We start from the raw sequence: 18227 nt of genomic DNA, 5'->3' as shown, positions 1-18227 counted from the left end.
AAAGTTGTTCTGTGCTATCATTTTAAAGATTCTTTCTAATTTAGTTTACGACAAGCCCTCAATATGAAGAAACCCATCCCTCTTTTAAAGCAACCAAGAATCCATTGACTCTGCTAACTTCGAGCATTTTTATCAACACTTAATTCGAGTTAGAGGTGAGTTATGCAAAAAAAACACTGGTCAAAATTTCAATTACTGCATGAAGTTGTGACTAACGATAATATTATCGTTAAAGGCGAGCACAGCTACTACAGTGACTGCTGGGATAAAGGGTTTGAAGAATCAGTAGTCAGGTATTTACACGGAGACGAAATCAGTCGCCATTGGGAACCTCGCTGGACTATAGATAAACTGTTTATTGGTGATTACGTCTGTATCGGAGCCGAAGTCATTATATTAATGGGAGGCAATCATACACATCGAGCCGATTGGTTCTGCTTATATCCATTTATGGATGTGATTGAGGATGCCTATATTGGCAAAGGGGATACTCATATTGGCGATGGAGCTTGGCTAGGCATGAGAGCCATGGTAATGCCAGGTATCACCATTGGAGAAGGTGCTATCATTGCGGCAAATAGTGTCGTTACAAAAGATGTAGAACCTTATTCCGTCGTCGCAGGCTCACCAGCTAAACGGGTTAAATATCGTTTCGATCCGCAAGTGATTGAAGCATTATTATCATTCAATATTTATGAATGGACGACTGATAAGTTTGCAGCCATGAAACCATTCTTATGTGATTCTAATATCGATAAACTCAAGCAAGCGATTGCTTCATTTGATGCTAAAACTAGCTAATTATTCAGCTGAAAAATGAAAGGCCAACGCTCACTAACACGAATTCTCGTTCTTAGTATGAGCGTTGGCCTTTGTTATTTATTGCGGTTTTTACTCGTATTCTGCAGCGTATGTTTCTTCATATGTGTGAGAGTAAAGCTCAAACAGGTTTCCAAATGGGTCTTCTAAATACACCATTTGCGCAGTGTTATTATCACTTTCTGGGTGGTATCGCATAATGTCCATGCGCACTTTACCGCCCATTTCTTGGGTGCGTTTAATTACCCCATGAAAGTCATCTGTTTGTAGACAGAAATGGAAGATGCCAATGCGAGAAAAGTCTACTTCATGACGCTCTTGACGCTCTTTCATTTCAAACAGTTCAAAGCCGATGCCATCAGAAGTAAGTAAGTGAGCGATGTTAAAGCCTTTAAAGCCTTCACCAAATACCGCAATACACATTCTACCAATGGCAGTTTCACGCTCTTCTGTCACTTTGGTATTGCCCATAACCACTTTCATATCAAGTGCTTTAGTGTAAAACTCTACAGCTTTGTTCATGTCGCCAACCATGATACCTACGTGATTCATTTTCATAACTTACCTCAAATATTGTGTTAATTAGTTCGTGTTCTGTTTCGATGAGGTAATATTAAGCTCACAAAGAAATAAATAAAAATTATTAGATTTTATAATTTTGATAATTTAAATTTATTAAACCATATATCGATTCAAGCAAATTAAAAGACTTACAGATATGGGTGTAACTTACAGCTATAAAAATGGGAAGCTATTGCTTCCCATTTTAGGCTTAAGATTCGTCAGATTTTACTACTTAGCCCTTAATCAATATCTCTTATTACTGAGCTTGTACAAGTGGTAGGATACGAAATCCATCCACTTTTACTTTATCGCTTGGCTGATAATGACGGATACCAATGTTAAACACACCTGAGCCATTGTCCGTAGCAATATTATTTATCGCATCTGCGCCGCAGCCAAAGCTCACAGTATAAGTGCCATCACTGTTAACCTTTGCGGTATTAGAGCTAACATTGGCGACATCGTTAAACATAAATCCAGACTTGTTATATACGGTGATAGACCAAAATGCGCGGTTGTTAGGGTCTGCAAAAGTAGCCTGATGACACGTTTGAGTAGGGAAATTACCTGACACTTCGTAAATGTTATCTTTCGCTTGCGCTCCCCCCCAACCTATCGCTGCACCCACTTCATACTTCTCTTGGGTAAATATCTGGTTTGATTCATCATCAACATCAGTAAACATACCTTGCAGGGCGTCACTACCATCGCGCTGATTAATCATCGGCATTTTAGCTTTAAGCTCATCTTCGACACGTTTGAAAGAGGCTTTATCTACCGTTTCAGAGGTAAACTTATTAGCGCTATTGGCACTAATGCTCATTTGGTCTTGATACATAGCCGCTTCAGCTTCAGTGAAGGTGGCATCAAGTCGCACAACTAAATATAAGTGCTCTCCAATATGAGTTGATAGGTTAAAGGTACCCGCACCGTAATACATTGGTTGAATGCGATGGTCTTCTGTAATCGGCTGCACTGAAATGTATTTACCTTCAGGAAGCTCAGGCATTGTCACTGTTGCCCCTTTTGAAATATCAACGACAGCCATTGAATAGTATGTGTCGCGGTTCATGCGTACCACGGGTTGCTCATTGGTTGGCGTTAGCTGACGCTTATGTAAAAACTTGTTCACTCCAACCAAATCTTGGTTTTTTAGAAGTTGATGAGAAGTCTCATGTGTAGGGTAAGTATCAGGTGTCACTATGCTGCCATCTTCGGCAAAAAAGCCATTCAGGTTTTCTGTAGTTGATGATGCTATTTGCGCTGCAGAAGCAAAGCTAACAGTCGCAATTGCACTGAATAAAATACCGCGAGTAATTGGTGATAGTTTCATGGTGTAGCTCCAGTGAAGTTGTTTAATTAGATGCTGTTTTCAAGCTTGGATGAATAATAGCCAAAAAATGATATCTACAGAAATCATAAAATTTAATACCTGATATACTTATAGGTAATATCTTTAAACGATATGAATTTCACTATTGAAGCCCCGCTTAATAGCGAGTGATGAGCATTGCGGTATCTTTACTCCGACACAGCATTAAGGAAGATAATGAAAACACTGGAACAAGAACTCTCACGAATCGATTTAAACTTATTGGTGTCGTTAAGTGTGTTGATTAAAGAAAGAAATGTGTCACGAGCGGCTGAAAAACTGTACTTATCACAACCTGCAATGAGTCGAATACTGGCACGCCTAAGGGATGTTTTTGATGATCCACTGTTTTATCGAGAATCTAATGGCCTGCAGCCCACCGCTAAAACCTTAGAGCTTGAAGGTCAGTTAGATAGCATCCTATTTTCCATCGACAGCCTAGTTAATAGCTCAAACTTTTCACCAGCATTGTGTGAAAAGACCTTTAAGATCTCAACGCCGCCGTTGATGAGCAAGCTCATGACCCCGCTTATTGTTAAAGCAATAAACGCAGCTGCGCCTAAAGTGACTCTCGAAGAATATCCTTCAGCGATTGATCCCAGTTTATTGCTCAAAGAAGGCTCGGTAGATTTTTCTATCCATGTCACTGATACTGTCATTGCTGATGAATACTACTCTGAAAAGGTCGGTCATACTTATCCAGTAATTTACGGCGCTGCAGATCATCCATTATTGCAAATGCAGAGCGTGAGTATCGATGACTGCCTTAAGTATGCATTTGTCGATTTGTCTTTAGATATCCGCTCTACTGGCGAATATCTTAACACCTTAGATGTTGAGCTCATGACCCAAGGGAAGAGCCGGAATGTGGCCTTGAAATCGGGACAGCTTTCCACCTTAGTGGAATCAATTCACGGAACCGATAGGTTGATGATTGCAGGACATTTACTTGAACAAGATGCAACGGACGAGGCTAACTTTAAAGCGATAAAGTCGTTTAACCACCAGCCTTACATCACCAATATTTATCTGATTGAACACAAAAGAACGCTGAGTAGTCAGCCCCATAAATGGTTTCGAGATTTGATCACACAATCCATTCGCAAAACCTTTGGGATGTCAGATTAATAGTTAGTGATAAAACTACATTTTATCCATAAAAAATGGGAAGCGATTGCTTCCCATTTTAGTCTCTAACTTATTATCTATTTAAGCTGGATCTGCTTATGCAGGCTCTTCACCTGTTGGTTCTACTTGAGCAAATGCGCCTGTCCAAGTGTAGTAGTGCGAGTCAAACTTCACTGTGCGAGTTTCAGCATGTTTAGCTTCTTGTTCGTTTGAAATCGCAAAGTAATAGTCGTTACCTTTAACTGTTTCAATACGGATAACCGTACCAATGTCGTCATGGCCCATTACATTAACTGACTTCACTTCACCACGAGCATTTAGTGATGCTTCGGTAGACTCGTTAAAGTAACCGTGGGTTTCAAGCACCGAGGCAAACACATGGTTTTTACCCGATTGACGCATAATAAATGCAGGCTCGCTGCGCATATTAAAGTCTGGATCATTGGCGCCTGTGCGAGCAAATATCACTTCGCTGTTTTCAACTGCGCTCGTCACTAAGCTGTAGTAACAGCTGTCGTGTAACCAAGTCACTAAAGCACTGGCTTCCACTTTACCGCTACCGACATTCCATAAATGCTCATAACCATTGTCTTCGCCTAATGGGCGTAGCTTGCTTTCAACTTGGTAGTCAAAGTCAGTGCGAATGATTTGGCCAGAGTAATGTACAGGCAAGTCATATTGATGTTCGGCATCGGCTTCAATTAAATAAACATCAATCACTAATGGTTTTTCAAACTCTTCAAGCTCAGCCAATATCACGCTGCGCTGCATAGTAATGCCATCATAGTAATCGCTGATAACGCCACTCATACCTTGCAGTGCTGGGTTATCTGCTACAAAGAAGTGCTTTTGACCAAACTTAGACTCTGCAGTTGCTGTATCAAAGTTGTTTTGCGTTTTCTGATCAACGGTTACCGTATTATGGGCAACTGTTTGCTTACAGTATGACTTGTTTTCTGGAATATAACGGCCGCCAAACTTCGGCTCAACGTTAACCCAGCGACCAAACCCATAATCGTTTAACACTTCATGGCCGCGATTAAACACGCTTAAATGCAAACCATCATAATGACCATGATCTAACGCTGAATGGTACTGATGATCACTACCATGCTGACCAAACCAAATCAGCGCCATGGTGTCGTCGTCTTGCGCATCACGGTGACGTAAAATACTCACGCCGCCCTTCTCGCCTTCTGGCCCATCGGTCACAAACAAGCTACCCCAGTTAAAGGGTTTAATATTGTCTGCATTGGCTACTGCTGTTGATAATGTTTGACCTGAAGAATGAACCCACACATCTTGTTGATGGTTAGCCATACCAAGCAAGGTTTCAGTTTGCTCGTAACGATGGAAACATACTGATGTTGCCATGATTACACCTTCATCATTGATCGAAATCGTTTTCGATGAATCGTTTAATGCAGGTAAAGAACCGTCTGGAAATGCGGTTTTAAATACAGCATAAGATGTGGTTTTAATCACTGAGTCATTGAACTGGTAAATACCGATATCAGGTTGGCGACGCTCAATGGCTTCTGCAAACAAGTAAATTGGGCGCAGTGAAAAACGGTGATAGTAAGGACCTTCCATGTAATAGCCATCAGGCGAAAACAATTGGTCTAATTGCGCTAAGAAGCCGCCACTCACTTTATCTAGCTTCAAGCCATATAAAGCTTTATCCACTGACGCTTGGTCGTTAATGGCATAGCCACAAATACCAACAGCTGCAACCGCCCATAAGCCATGGTTATGCACAATGTCAAAGTCATGGGCATAAGTCACCACAAACATTTCAATCATTTGCTTTAATAAATCGTCTTCGATCAAACGTTTTTGATCGTCACTTAAGGTGTGGTAAATACAGCTATATGCGCAAGAGGCGTAAAGCATCCACATGTTTTCATTTAACGTTTGGTGGAACAACTTACCCGGTGGGTTAGAGTCCTTACTGACATTACTTTCAAGTGTTGGGTACACGGTTGCATATGCAGTTAGCATATCGACAATGTAATCACGGTACTTAGTGTCTTCAGTTATTAAGAACAAACGGCCAGCAAGATCCATATGGATATAGTTTTGCTTATGACGGTTATGCTCATAACCGCCGCCTTCGCCATGGCCCGGCACTTCAATACCAACTTCAGCCATGTAGCTATCGGTTTGTTTAATGTCACGGCTTAAGGCATTACCTAATAATGTTTCTTTGCCTAACTCTTTACGCAGCTCGATGGCTTCATCAAAGCTAATTAATAATGGTTGATAGCTCATCTTACTTCTCCTGCGTTGTAGCTGAGATTGCTGTACTTGAAACAGCATAGAAGCCTGTCCAAGTATAAGTTTGACCGTTAACATCAATATGATGTTCAGTGCTGTTAGTCGCATCCGCTTGGTTGCTTATCATCACTGTCACCACAGTGTTAGCCGTTTCAATTTCGACGACTGAGCCCACTTCGTTGTGACCAATCACCTTAATGCTTTTAACTTGTCCACGCGCATTAACTGACTGCTCAAATTCTTCATTAAAATAGCCATGCGTTTCTAACACTGAGGCGAATAAAGTATTGCCGCCTTTGCTACGAAGCGTGAATGCTGGCTCGCTACGTAAATTGAAGCTTGGGTCGTTAGCACCTGTACGGGTAAAGATAACTTCATCATTATCGTTAGAGCTTGTGCCTAACCAAGTGTAGTAATTGTTATTTTGCAGCCAGCTCACTAATGCAGTGTCATTCACTTTACCGTCTGCTACATGCCATAAATGTTGGTAGCCGTCTTTATTACCTAAAGTATCGAGCTCTTTATGGGTGGTGTAGTCAAAGTTAGTGCGAATAATTTGGCCGTCGTATTGGTGCGAGTAATCGTACTGGTGCTCACCTTCGCCATTTAAGCGGTAAAGGTCTAACAGTAACGGCGCTTCTAACTCTTCGATGTTTAGCATAAACACACTGCGCTGCATGGTGAATCCATCGTAATGGTCATTAGCAAAAGCACTCATTCCTTTAATGCTGTCACTGTCGACTGCGAAAAAGTGAGGAATACCATGCACGCCATCAGCACGGGCTACATCAAAGTAGTTTTGACAGGTTTCATCAATCGTCACTAAGTTATGTGCGATAGTTTGACGAGCATATGATTTGTTTTCATCTAAGTAACGACCGCCAAATTTTGGCTCTACGTTCACCCAGCGTCCAAAGCCATATTCACGTAATACTTCTTGGCCACGGTTAAAGTAAGTAATACCCAAAGTATCGAAGTTACCATGACCCATACCGTGTTGACCGTAGTTCATCACCAGTTGGAATACGTCTTGTTTTTTATCCTGCATACGAATAAAACCTTGTGCGCCACTTTGGCCTTCAGGGCCTTCGTTAAGCTCAACACTTGGCCAGAATGGCATGCCGATTTCACGTTCTTGGCTCGCTTGTTCAAATGCTTGCGATAAGGCTAAACCACATGGATGCATCCATACGGCATCCTGAATTTTTGCCATACCTAATAAGTTGTCGTCCAAGCCGTAGTGTTTGCTGTAAACACTGACTGCGACTTGCACGCCCATATCGGTAATACCCATAGTGCGAGAAGCATCATTCAATGCAGGGAATTCACCATTAGGATAAGCAGTAGATAATAGCGCTTGAACGGTATTGCCAATAACGCCATCTTTGTATTTATAGATATCAACTTCTGGCATGTGACGATGCAAGACTTCAGCAAACACACACGTTGGACGAATGGCATATCGGTGGTAGTACGGGCCTTCCATGTAATAACCCGACGGGGCAAATAACTGTGATATTTGCGCAAGGAAACCGCCAGTATCATCACGGTCTAAACCATAAACAGCGTGCTCTAAATACTCACGTTTACCAATGGCTAAGCCACATATACCCACTGCGGCTACCGCCCATATGCCATGATTATGAATGCGGTCAAAATCATGGGCATATTTAACAGTGAACATATCTAGCATAGGTTCAAAAATTCGCGCTTTAATGCGTTCTTGTTGTGCTTCGCTCATTTGTGAAGCCACACAAGAATAGGCAATACTGGTGTAAAACAACCAGCAATGCTCGTTCAAAATTTGATGGAATAAACGCCCTGTTGGGTTGGTATTTTTTTGAACGTGGAAATCAAATGTCAGGTACTTATCTGCATACTGCTCTAATACAGCAATAACAAAGTCTGCATACTTCTGCTCTTTAGTGATCAGAAATAATCGACTCGCTAAATTCATATAGGTGTAATTTTGCTTATGGCGATTATGCTCATATCCGCCCGCTTCACCATGCCCTGGTATATCAATTGGCAGTTGCATAAATGCATCGACATCTTTCTTGTTAGCCGCAATGGTTTTGCCCATCAGGCTTGAACGACCGACTTCTTTACTTAACAGTGAAATCTCGGCTTCAGTTAGCAATATAGGTTGCGTTGCCATAAGTTTAGTCACCTTTTAACAGTCATGAAATTTAAGAGCTAGACATAAAGTAATACAATATGCGTTATTGTTGTATCTAATCCTATCAAAAAAATGAACTTGATCACATTCGCAACCACTAGCCCAACATTCAAGGTATACAACGTTTTACAGATGAATATCTGACTTTTCAGTCGATAAATAATACTTGATTTAGCTCACACAAATAAAAACATATTGTATTACAAATCAAAAGTAAGCATTATGATAAACAAATATTGATGATAAGCAATGTTTTTAACACCCTTTGGAGCAACAAGATGAACGTATTTTTTAAAGCTGATGAACATCCATGGGAAGTCATTGAAGAAGGGATCAAGAGAAAGATTGTTGGTTTTACCGATGATCTAATGGTTGTTCATGTGTGTTTTGATAAAGGTGCTGTTGGCACTCCCCACACTCATGAAATCCACGATCAAATTGGCTATGTTGTTCAAGGTAAATTTGAAGCACAAATAAACGGCGAAAAACAAATTTTGAATCCTGGCGATGCGTTCATTGCGCGTAAGCACTTTGAACATGGTGCCGTAGCTTTAGAACAAGACAGTGTACTGGTCGATGTATTCTCGCCTTCTAGAGAAGACTTTCTTAAGTAACAGATAATCCTAAATAGGCACTTGAATATGAAAAATCAAAAAATTGCGATAATTGGCGAATGCATGGTTGAGCTAAGGCCATCAGGCGAGATGCTAACGCAAAACTTTGGTGGAGACACATTAAATACCGCACTGTATTTAGCGCGACTAACCCAAGATGCCGATTTAGAGACCTATTATGTTACGGCATTAGGCCATGACCCTTTCAGCAGTTCAATGAAATCAACTTGGCAAGCCGAAGGGATCAATACCGAGCATGTTTTACATGTCGAAGGTAAGCAGCCAGGTTTGTATTACATTGAGACTGATGATAATGGCGAGCGCTCATTCTTTTACTGGCGAAATGAAGCTGCCGCCAAGTATTTATTTGAACAAGCTGACAGTAACCAACTCGCGAAATCACTACTGGAGTTTGATGCCATTTATTTAAGTGGTATTTCAATAGCGATTCTGACCCCAGAAAGCCTTGCCGTATTATTCAATGTATTGAAACAGTTCAAACAAAAAGGCGGCAAAGTCATTTTTGACAATAATTACCGTCCGCAATTATGGCAAGACAAGTCCCAAGCTATAGCAAGCTATAAAACCATGTTGGAATTTACCGATATTGCATGTTTAACCTTTGAGGACGAACAAGCGTTATACGGTGATACCGATATTGAGCAATGTATTTCGCGCACTCAAGCACTTGGTGCCACTGAGATCGTAGTCAAACTTGGTAGTGAACCTTGTTTAGTCATAACCCCAGATGAACGTATCAGCGTAGCAGCCACTTTAGTAGACAAAGTGGTTGATACTACCGCAGCTGGTGATTCTTTTAGCGCAGGTTATCTAGCTAAAAGACTGACGGGCGGCAGCACTGAAGCTGCAGCAAAAGCCGGACATCTACTAGCAGGAACCGTCATTCAGCATGCAGGCGCAATTATTAGCCCGCAAGCTATGCCTAAGTTAGGTCTAAGTTAAGCCTTTTGAATTCAAGTAATAAGTGAGAAGTATTGTGCCAACATTAAATGAAAAGTTATCTCAATTAAAAGTCATTCCAGTTATCGCGATTGAAAAAGCGGATGATGCAATTCCACTAGGTAAAGCATTAGTTGAAAACGGCATGAATTGCGCTGAAGTGACCTACAGAACAGCTTGTGCCTCACAAGCGATTCGTAATATGCGTGAAGCCTTTCCAGATATGTTGATTGGTGCTGGTACTATTCTAACTACTGAACAAGTGGATGATGCTATCGATTCGGGCGTAGATTTTATTGTTAGCCCTGGATTTAATCCAAAAATTGTTCAGTACTGTTTAGATAAAAACATTCCAATTATTCCTGGAGTTAATAACCCAAGCTTAGTTGAGCAAGCTATGGAGATGGGCTTAAAAACAGTTAAGTTCTTCCCAGCTGAACCATCTGGCGGCATTCCAATGCTAAAGGCGTTAACTGCCGTATATCCAGTATCGTTTATGCCAACAGGCGGCGTGAGCTTAGCCAATGTTGATAAGTACCTTGCTATTCCTGCGGTACTGGCTTGTGGTGGCACTTGGATGTTACCGCCAAAAATGATTGCTGATGGTCAATGGGATGAAATTGGTCGCTTAGTTAAAGAAGCAGTGGCTCACGTCGCTTAATCACTGATGATTCAGTGCGATAAACGTTAATGCTGATGTAAAAATTAACAACAAAAAAAAGCTGTTTGATCAGCACTTGCCTTAAATCATCAGTAGGCAACTCAACACTGACCGTTCTTGATGCATGCTCGGACGTCAGTGTTTTTTTGTGCCTGTAATACCAACTCACGATTATTGTTTAAACCCTGATTCAAAAGCGATAAAAAAGCCACCTACAAGCTAGATGGCTTAATACTGAAGCGACTATAGATTCATATCATCAGTCTTCGAGACTGTGGTTTATCCTTATGCTTAGAACTAAGACTATAAATGCTCCTCAGCAAACTCAGCCAAGCGTGAACGAACTACTCCATTAAGATAAATATTAGCGCTACCGTCAAAATCTTTAAAACGCTCAACAATATAAGTGAGTCCTGAGGTTACTGCCGTTAAGTAAGTGGAGTCAATCTGGGATAAATTGCCGCAACAAACTAACTTCGTCCCCTCCCCCATACGCGTAATCATGGTTTTTATTTGAGATGCCGTAAGATTTTGGCATTCATCTAAAATCACCACCGAGTTTTGTATAGAGCGTCCGCGCATAAAGTTTATCGACTTAAACTGCACATTGGCCTTTTCCATGATGTAATTCATGCTGCCTTGAGGGTTTACATCGTTTTTATGTAGTACCTCTAGCGTATCCGTAATCGCGGCTAACCAAGGCGCCATTTTCTCTTCTTCGGTGCCAGGTAAAAAACCTATGGATTCGGCAATTTCAGGGGTATTACGGGTGACAATAACCTTCTCGTATTGCTTTTTCTCAACCACTAACTCAAGTGCTGCAGCCATCGCGATTAAGGTTTTACCACAACCTGCTGGACCTGTGAGAATTACCAAGTCGATTTCAGGGTCAAGTAAGGCATTTAACGCCATACCTTGATAGATATTTTTCGGTTTAATTCCCCAAGCTTGCAAGTGCTCTAAGCGATCACGGCCATAATCAATAATATTAAGGTGTGTTTCAGTGCGACTAGCAACCTTACCGCAAAACTCGGTATCTTCATCAATCAAATACTGGTTTTTGTAAAAAGGCTCGTTACCCACTTCATCAATATTCACTTGGTGAACGGTTTTACCACCAACACGATCGGTTGAGACTTTATCGACATTGCCCCAAAAATCACCGTCGAACTGATAAAAACCTTTGGCAAGAAAACGAATGTCATCAATTAACTGATCGGTGCGATAGTCTTCCACCCTCTCAATACCTGCACCTTTCGCTTTAAGTCGCATATTAATGTCTTTAGTAACGAGTACAACCTGCCTTGGATGATGTAATTTTTGGAGGTGAAGTGCGGTATTAATGATGCGGTTATCGTTGTTATCACCGGGTAAGGTGCCAGTTGTAAAGTCGATTTGATGGTCTGGAAAAATGGATAAGCTGCCTGAAACGTCTAAATGGCCTTCGCGGCTGGGGAGTGAAACACCGTTAAGAATTTGTTCTGGTGAAGTTTTCCCTCCGAGAATATCTTCTAACGCCCTAATGGCGACTCGCGCGTCACGACTAATGTCGTGCTTTCTGTCCTTAATATTGTCTAACTCTTCTAACACTGTCATTGGAATGATTACGTCATGTTCCTTAAACGAATATATCGCTAAAGGTTCATGCAGTAACACATTGGTATCCAGTACAAACAACTTTCTGTCGTTATGTTCCATGGCGCCTCCAGAGTGCTCAATGCATAGGGGTAACTAAGGGATTAATCCAATTTAAACTCCTGATATTAAATACATAATAAACTTACAACGATAGATAATCTCCATCAGTGCACAATTAAACTATGCCAGCAAATTTACTAACTCTCAATAGTTAATCGGATGTATACAGGGTCAGTTTAGGGGGGGAAAGATGTCATTGAGATGACAATAATGTGTCAAATTCAGCTCTAGCTAAATAAAATTGCCCATCATGAATATTTAAATCGCTGCTAGAATTTAAATCTAGTAGCGTTTGTTATAACATACGCGCCCTTTGTATATATCTGTTCCGAATGAGAGTAAAAAATGCCGTTTGCTTTAGGTCAACGTTGGATTAGTGATACCGAGTCAGAACTTGGTTTAGGTACCGTAGTCGCAGTCGAAGGACGCATGGTTACAGTACTGTTTGCTGCCGCTGATGAAAACCGTCTGTTTTCACGCGATGAAGCTCCATTAACTCGTGTTATTTTTAATCCAGGTGACTCAATTGAAAGCCATGAAGGCTGGAAACTTACCGTCAATGAAGTCGAAGAAAAAGATGGTTTAGTGACCTATATCGGCATTCACAGTGAAACAAATGAAAGTGTTCGTTTACGTGAAACCTTGTTGAACCACAATATTCGTTTTAATAAGCCACAAGACCGCTTATTTGCAGGCCAAATTGACCGTTTAGAACGTTTTGGTATTCGCTATCAAAGCCAGCTTTTACGCCATAAATTAGCCACCTCTGATTTACTGGGTCAGCAAGGTCCTCGTGTCGGTTTAATCCCGCACCAGCAGTGGATTGCTCACGAAGTCGGTCGTCGTTATGCTCCACGTGTTTTACTGGCCGATGAAGTTGGTTTGGGTAAAACCATTGAAGCAGGTTTGATTATTCACCAGCAACTACTTACTGGCCGCGCTGAGCGTATTTTAGTGATTGTGCCTGACACATTACGCCATCAGTGGTTGGTCGAAATGCTACGCCGCTTTAACTTAAAGTTTTCAATCTTTGATGAAGACCGCTGTGTTGAAGCTTACGCCGATAATGACAACCCGTTTTATACAGAACAATTAGTCATTTGTTCGCTTGAGCTATTACGTAAAAAACGTCGTTTAGAACAAGCTATCGATGCTGATTGGGACTTAATGGTGGTTGATGAAGCCCATCACCTTGAGTGGAGCGAAACTGCCCCAAGTCGCGCTTATCAAATCGTTGAAGCTTTAAGTGAAGAAGTGCCAGGTGTCTTACTATTAACCGCGACCCCAGATCAGCTCGGCCATCAAAGTCACTTTGCCCGTTTACGTTTACTCGACCCTGATCGTTTCTACGATTACGAAGCATTTCTTGAAGAAGAGAAAAGCTACCAAAGTGTGGCTGAAGCCGCAGAAGCGCTTACCGCCAACACTAAACTAGCTGATAGTGCCATAAATAGCTTAACTGAGCTTCTTAGCGAAAAAGACATTATGCCTAGCATCAATGTAATTCAAGCTGAAGATGTTGCTGATGACGTTAAACAGACCGCTCGCGAAGAGTTATTGCAAGAATTACTCGACCGTCATGGTACGGGCCGTATTTTGTATCGTAATAGCCGCGCATCTGTCAGTGGTTTCCCGCAAAGGTTCTTTAACCCACATCCATTAGCGATGCCGCAGGAGTATGTTACTGCTGAGCGTGTTAATGCCATGATGGGCTCTAAAAAGTCACCTCAAGATCAAGCCAAGCAATCACTGAGTCCTGAAAAGCTATACCAAGCGTTTGAAAGTGACAGTGCCAGTTGGTGGAAGTTTGATCCGCGCGTTGATTGGTTAATCGATTTCTTAAAAGAACATCGCAGCAAAAAAGTGCTGATTATTGCTAGCCAAGCCGAAACAGCTTTAAGCCTTGAAGAAGCTTTGCGTACTCGTGAAGGTATTCAAGCAACCGTATTCCATGAAGGCATGTCCATTATCGAACGTGACAAAGCCGGTGCTTATTTTGCTCAAGAAGAAGGCGGCGCTCAGGCATTAATTTGTTCTGAAATTGGATCTGAAGGTCGTAACTTCCAGTTTGCCAGTCACCTTGTGTTATTCGATTTGCCATTAAACCCAGACTTACTGGAACAACGTATCGGTCGCTTAGACCGTATCGGTCAGCAAAATGATATTCAAATTCACCTGCCTTACTTAAAGGACACGGCGCAAGAGCGTTTAATGAATTGGTATCACCAAGGTCTAAATTCATTCGAACTCACTTGTCCAAGTGGGCATGTGCTTTACTCAGAATTTGCTGATGAGTTAACTGCAGTGCTTAATGATTCTGACCCAGAGTTAATGACACAATTGCTTAATCACACTCAAAGCCGTTACCAAGAGCTTAAACAGGCGATGGAGCAAGGGCGTGATAAGTTACTAGAAATCAATTCTCATGGCGGCGAGCAGTCTAAAAAGTTAGTTGAGCGTTTAGCTGAGCGAGATTCAGATACTCACTTAATCGGCTCTGTTATCCGTTTATGGGACATTATCGGTGTAGATCAAGAAGATCGCGGTGAGAACTCAATCGTTTTACGCCCAAGTGAACACATGCTATTCCCATCTTACCCAGGGTTACCTGAAGATGGTGTGTCAGTGACCTTTGACCGTGAAACCGCGCTTTCTCGTGATGATATTGCTTTTATCTCTCAAGAGCATCCGTTGGTGCAAACTGCATTAGATTTAATCACTGACTCTGAAACTGGCACCACCAGTGTAGCTGTGCTTAAAAACAAAGCATTACCTGCTGGCACCTTGTTCTTAGAACTGATTTATATGGCAGATGTGACAGCCCCTAAATCATCGCAGCTATACCGTTATATGCCGCCAACACCTATTCGCGTGTTATTGGATAAAAATGGTTTAAACCTTGCCGACAAGGTCGACTATGCAAGCTTTGATAAACAACTTAGCGCTGTGAATCGTCATATTGCCAGTAAACTTGTTAACGCATCGCAGCCTATCTTGCATCCGTTGCTTGCCAAAGGTGAAGCACAAGCACAAGCGGCTTTAGCTGAATTAGTGACACAAGCACGTGAAAAAATGACCCTGCAACTCAATGGCGAGTTATCACGTTTAGAAGCACTTAAAGCGGTTAACCCGAACATTCGCGACTCAGAGCTAGATTACATTCGTAATCAAATGGCGGAACTGAATGGCTATATTGATGACAGCCAATACCAGCTAGATGCTATTAGAATGGTATTAGTTAGCCACGTATAATACACTGCTAACACGAAGTAAAAAGCCCTGAACTTCTTATGCAGTACAGGGCTTTTTTGTATTTATCCTACAGGTTTTGTATAAGTTATCGCGATGAGACTAATTCGACTAACAAAGCTAATTCAGCTAACTGAGCTAGCTAAAATCACTAGGCAGCCTTTTCACTCTCAATCCAGCACGTTGATTGTTATCGGCTTACTTATATTGCTGAGCTTAGTATCATTCAATGCCCACAGTTCAGCTTTAATTAGTAATCGTTTAATCAGTACAAGCTTAGTGAGTGCCAGCTTATTATCCGAAAGTATTTTTACCCCAATCAGTAACAGCGAAAAGCAACAAATAACCGTCCAAGATAAAACCATCGAAATATTAGTTAAACCATGGCAAGGTAAAAAACAGCGCGGCGCAGTCGTTGTCGTTGGACCTTCCGACACTCAAGCCAGTGGTCGAGGTTTTGTCCGTTATTTACGGCAAGAGATTCCAGCAAAAGGCTGGGCAAGTATCAGCTTAAAACCCACAGAAGGGTTATATCGTCCCAATTTTGCTACCTCTGTTGATCAAGTAACTAAAGCAGGTGAAAAACAAATTGCATTAGATCCTCACCAAGTGACTCCTAAATACAGTTCTAGTCAGCTTTTAGAATTGAGAAACTTTCAACAAAATATAATGAACGAGTGCTTAGCCGAGCTGGATGATATTGGTGCACAATTCCCAGGAAAACGCATTTTAATCGCAACTGACGATAGTGCAGGAATGGTGGTTAACCTTCTTCACCAAGACAAGCTAGCTAAACCTGATTTGCTGGTAGTGATTAACCCTTACCGAGAATTCGAACAATTAGTTGATGAACAAAGCCGTGACTTGTCCATTGCTATGCAGTTAAAGGAACTCGATATTCCAGTTTTGGATTTACAGTCAGCGAATGCCAACCAAGTGTCAATTTCTGAAGCTAAAGACCGAAAGCAGCAAAATGAAATCAAGTCGAGTCAACTTTACCGTCAATACATTATGCAGTTAGATCTGAATAATCTAGGGGGCTGGGAAGAAGCAATGGAATATATTGAAGGATTTGCCCGTAAAATTGTTGGCCGCTAGTGCAGCCAACATCTCACTTCGGTGGTTTTTACTCTTTTTTATCTTTGCTCAGCATCAGTGACAGTGCAACAAGTACCACAATGATACCCATATACAATAAATCTAACATCGACTCAGGCTTCATCTCAGTAAAGTAAGAAAAAACCTTTATAATCAACATCATCAATATCACTTTACCTAATTTACTTTTTAGGGAGTCGATACTGCTAATCACTAAAATTCGACCACCACTATTAGTGTCATTGGCATTTTTTAAATCACTAATAAATAGCTCGTAAAGGCCAAAAGCAAAAATCAGCATCACCGATCCCAGTAAGAAGGTATCCAATATCTCGACCACCACCATAATGATGTCATTGCGAATTTCATGACTGCCGCTAATGAGATAGTTCCAAAGTAACTCGAGTAAATGGACAACATCTTTTATGCCAACAGCAAAAATAACCAAAGCCCCGACAACACAGGCTACCACTCCAACGGTTACTGAAAGCCGGCTACTCCACAATAACTTCTCAAAAAACCACGCATGTCTCTATCTCATAAAATATATAGGTATTAGCCATGATCTTAGCAAGGAATTATTGCACCAGCATAAATTCTTTAAACTCGCTAAATACTCAAAACATTAAAATATATCTATAGCGATTGAAGTTACCTCAAAATTGTAGTTTAAATCTTAAACCCTGAATCTAGCTACCAGCCTGACTGCCTATTTTGATAAGGTTTGTCAGATTTTTTGATTTCTCTATGCCCAGCAATACTACGATTTTTTCCCACAAGTAAGCGAATTTGGCTCAAAGATTCACGGCTTAATAAACTGCGTAACGTCCCCGACCAGTTATTGTTAATACTCAGCTTTACAGCGGCATTGGTATCAGGCGAACGTTGCATGAGCTTTTCGGCAAATAACAAGGCTTGCTGATGCGGGTTTTCATACACTTCGGTAACCAAACCAAACTCTAAGGCTTTATCGGCACTAATAATATCTGCGGTATACGTCAGCTGTAGCGCCTTATCTTTAGGCATGATTTGCCTTAACCCTGCAAGCCCCGCCATGTCAGGTAATAGTCCCCATTTAGATTCCATTATAGATAACTGCGCATCTTTACTCGCAAATCTAAAGTCTGCACCTAGGGCAATTTGTACCCCGCCGCCATAACAAAAACCTTCGATAACCGCGATAACAGGGATAGGCAATTTTTGCCAACCCAATGATACCCTTTGAGCCAAATTAGCATTACCTGGTAACCACTTAAATAATAATTTCAACGCTGGCATAATCGATTTAGACACACTTTTCACATCCAAACCTGAACTAAAATTACCTTCAGCACCCGATAAAATAACCACTTTTACTGATTTATTCTTATGTAGTTTGTTGATGGTTTTATCTATAGCCTGAAATAATTCAATATTTAATGCATTGTATTTATCAGGCCTATTTAACATGACATGGGCAATGCCATTTTCAACCTTTAACTCAACGAGTTTATTATCCATGGTTCATCCTTTACTGGTCAGTCCAGATTGCAAGTTATCACACATAGGCAATTTGGCGAATAGTTAACCATTATTAAATCCATAAAAAATTTAACCAAATCAAACAAC

General features: G+C 41.2%; 14 protein-coding genes. 7 read left to right on the top strand and 7 right to left on the bottom strand.

The features are described 5' to 3' along the window. Positions 1–162 precede the first annotated feature (162 nt). The gene (locus tag QPX86_RS03640) at positions 163–801 is read left to right on the top strand and encodes a CatB-related O-acetyltransferase (RefSeq protein ID WP_285164223.1); all 639 of its coding nucleotides are present in this window, start codon (positions 163–165) and stop codon (positions 799–801) included. Between the two features lie 90 nt (positions 802–891). Here the strand turns inward: QPX86_RS03640 and QPX86_RS03635 are convergent, their stop codons facing one another. Beyond that, positions 892–1377: a VOC family protein gene (locus tag QPX86_RS03635; RefSeq protein ID WP_220752677.1), complete on the bottom strand. Its 486-nt coding sequence runs from the start codon at positions 1375–1377 to the stop codon at positions 892–894. 262 nt (positions 1378–1639) lie between these two features. Continuing rightward, on the bottom strand, positions 1640–2716 hold the full coding sequence (locus tag QPX86_RS03630) for a DUF1254 domain-containing protein (protein ID WP_285164221.1): 1077 nt from the start codon (positions 2714–2716) through the stop codon (positions 1640–1642). Positions 2717–2932: 216 nt separating this feature from the next. On the opposite strand from QPX86_RS03630, the gene QPX86_RS03625 reads away from it, so the two are divergent. Beyond that, positions 2933–3883 (top strand): LysR family transcriptional regulator, encoded by a 951-nt coding sequence (locus tag QPX86_RS03625; RefSeq protein WP_285164219.1) that lies wholly within the window; start codon positions 2933–2935, stop codon positions 3881–3883. Positions 3884–3979: 96 nt separating this feature from the next. Here the strand turns inward: QPX86_RS03625 and QPX86_RS03620 are convergent, their stop codons facing one another. Together QPX86_RS03620 and QPX86_RS03615 are read right to left on the bottom strand one after the other, a co-directional pair. Continuing rightward, positions 3980–6154 (bottom strand): heparinase II/III domain-containing protein, encoded by a 2175-nt coding sequence (locus QPX86_RS03620; protein WP_285164217.1) that lies wholly within the window; start codon positions 6152–6154, stop codon positions 3980–3982. Between the two features lies 1 nt (position 6155). Next, positions 6156–8318 (bottom strand): heparinase II/III domain-containing protein, encoded by a 2163-nt coding sequence (locus QPX86_RS03615; protein WP_285164216.1) that lies wholly within the window; start codon positions 8316–8318, stop codon positions 6156–6158. 299 nt (positions 8319–8617) lie between these two features. Between QPX86_RS03615 and QPX86_RS03610 the strand changes: the two genes are divergently transcribed. From QPX86_RS03610 to QPX86_RS03600, 3 genes are read left to right on the top strand one after another with little or no spacing between them, the layout of a single operon-like run. Continuing rightward, positions 8618–8953, top strand: coding sequence for a cupin domain-containing protein (locus QPX86_RS03610; protein ID WP_153914153.1), 336 nt, complete (start codon positions 8618–8620; stop codon positions 8951–8953). 27 nt (positions 8954–8980) lie between these two features. Next, a complete protein-coding gene (gene kdgK / locus QPX86_RS03605; protein ID WP_285164215.1) occupies positions 8981–9916 on the top strand; it encodes a 2-dehydro-3-deoxygluconokinase in 936 nt (311 codons plus the stop codon). 34 nt (positions 9917–9950) lie between these two features. Beyond that, complete coding sequence (locus tag QPX86_RS03600; protein ID WP_220752683.1) at positions 9951–10574, top strand: bifunctional 4-hydroxy-2-oxoglutarate aldolase/2-dehydro-3-deoxy-phosphogluconate aldolase; 624 nt, start codon at positions 9951–9953, stop codon at positions 10572–10574. A gap of 303 nt (positions 10575–10877) precedes the next feature. Here the strand turns inward: QPX86_RS03600 and QPX86_RS03595 are convergent, their stop codons facing one another. After that, complete coding sequence (locus tag QPX86_RS03595; RefSeq protein WP_220752684.1) at positions 10878–12272, bottom strand: PhoH family protein; 1395 nt, start codon at positions 12270–12272, stop codon at positions 10878–10880. A 345-nt stretch (positions 12273–12617) separates the two neighbouring features. On the opposite strand from QPX86_RS03595, the gene rapA reads away from it, so the two are divergent. Both rapA and QPX86_RS03585 read left to right on the top strand, forming a co-directional pair. Next, positions 12618–15524: an RNA polymerase-associated protein RapA gene (rapA, locus tag QPX86_RS03590; protein ID WP_220752685.1), complete on the top strand. Its 2907-nt coding sequence runs from the start codon at positions 12618–12620 to the stop codon at positions 15522–15524. A 93-nt stretch (positions 15525–15617) separates the two neighbouring features. Next, the gene (locus QPX86_RS03585; protein ID WP_285164213.1) at positions 15618–16619 is read left to right on the top strand and encodes a DUF3530 family protein; all 1002 of its coding nucleotides are present in this window, start codon (positions 15618–15620) and stop codon (positions 16617–16619) included. 28 nt (positions 16620–16647) lie between these two features. Here the strand turns inward: QPX86_RS03585 and QPX86_RS03580 are convergent, their stop codons facing one another. Both QPX86_RS03580 and QPX86_RS03575 read right to left on the bottom strand, forming a co-directional pair. After that, positions 16648–17124, bottom strand: coding sequence for a YqhA family protein (locus QPX86_RS03580; protein ID WP_285164212.1), 477 nt, complete (start codon positions 17122–17124; stop codon positions 16648–16650). Between the two features lie 188 nt (positions 17125–17312). Further along, on the bottom strand, positions 17313–18119 hold the full coding sequence (locus QPX86_RS03575) for a crotonase/enoyl-CoA hydratase family protein (RefSeq protein WP_285164209.1): 807 nt from the start codon (positions 18117–18119) through the stop codon (positions 17313–17315). Positions 18120–18227: the final 108 nt, after the last annotated feature.

The organism is Shewanella goraebulensis (genome assembly GCF_030252245.1).
Lineage (GTDB): Bacteria > Pseudomonadota > Gammaproteobacteria > Enterobacterales > Shewanellaceae > Shewanella > Shewanella goraebulensis.
The sequence above is the reverse complement of the archived record's forward strand: the minus strand, read 5'-3'. Positions and strand labels throughout refer to the sequence as shown.

Coding starts and splice junctions, on each gene's coding strand:
- QPX86_RS03620 (WP_285164217.1), bottom strand. CDS start 6,154: ATGAGCTATCAACCATTATTAATTAGCTTTGATGAAGCCATCGAGCTG.
- QPX86_RS03610 (WP_153914153.1), top strand. CDS start 8,618: ATGAACGTATTTTTTAAAGCTGATGAACATCCATGGGAAGTCATTGAA.
- kdgK (WP_285164215.1), top strand. CDS start 8,981: ATGAAAAATCAAAAAATTGCGATAATTGGCGAATGCATGGTTGAGCTA.
- QPX86_RS03625 (WP_285164219.1), top strand. CDS start 2,933: ATGAAAACACTGGAACAAGAACTCTCACGAATCGATTTAAACTTATTG.
- QPX86_RS03640 (WP_285164223.1), top strand. CDS start 163: ATGCAAAAAAAACACTGGTCAAAATTTCAATTACTGCATGAAGTTGTG.
- QPX86_RS03635 (WP_220752677.1), bottom strand. CDS start 1,377: ATGAAAATGAATCACGTAGGTATCATGGTTGGCGACATGAACAAAGCT.
- rapA (WP_220752685.1), top strand. CDS start 12,618: ATGCCGTTTGCTTTAGGTCAACGTTGGATTAGTGATACCGAGTCAGAA.
- QPX86_RS03585 (WP_285164213.1), top strand. CDS start 15,618: ATGAGACTAATTCGACTAACAAAGCTAATTCAGCTAACTGAGCTAGCT.
- QPX86_RS03575 (WP_285164209.1), bottom strand. CDS start 18,119: ATGGATAATAAACTCGTTGAGTTAAAGGTTGAAAATGGCATTGCCCAT.
- QPX86_RS03595 (WP_220752684.1), bottom strand. CDS start 12,272: ATGGAACATAACGACAGAAAGTTGTTTGTACTGGATACCAATGTGTTA.
- QPX86_RS03630 (WP_285164221.1), bottom strand. CDS start 2,716: ATGAAACTATCACCAATTACTCGCGGTATTTTATTCAGTGCAATTGCG.
- QPX86_RS03615 (WP_285164216.1), bottom strand. CDS start 8,318: ATGGCAACGCAACCTATATTGCTAACTGAAGCCGAGATTTCACTGTTA.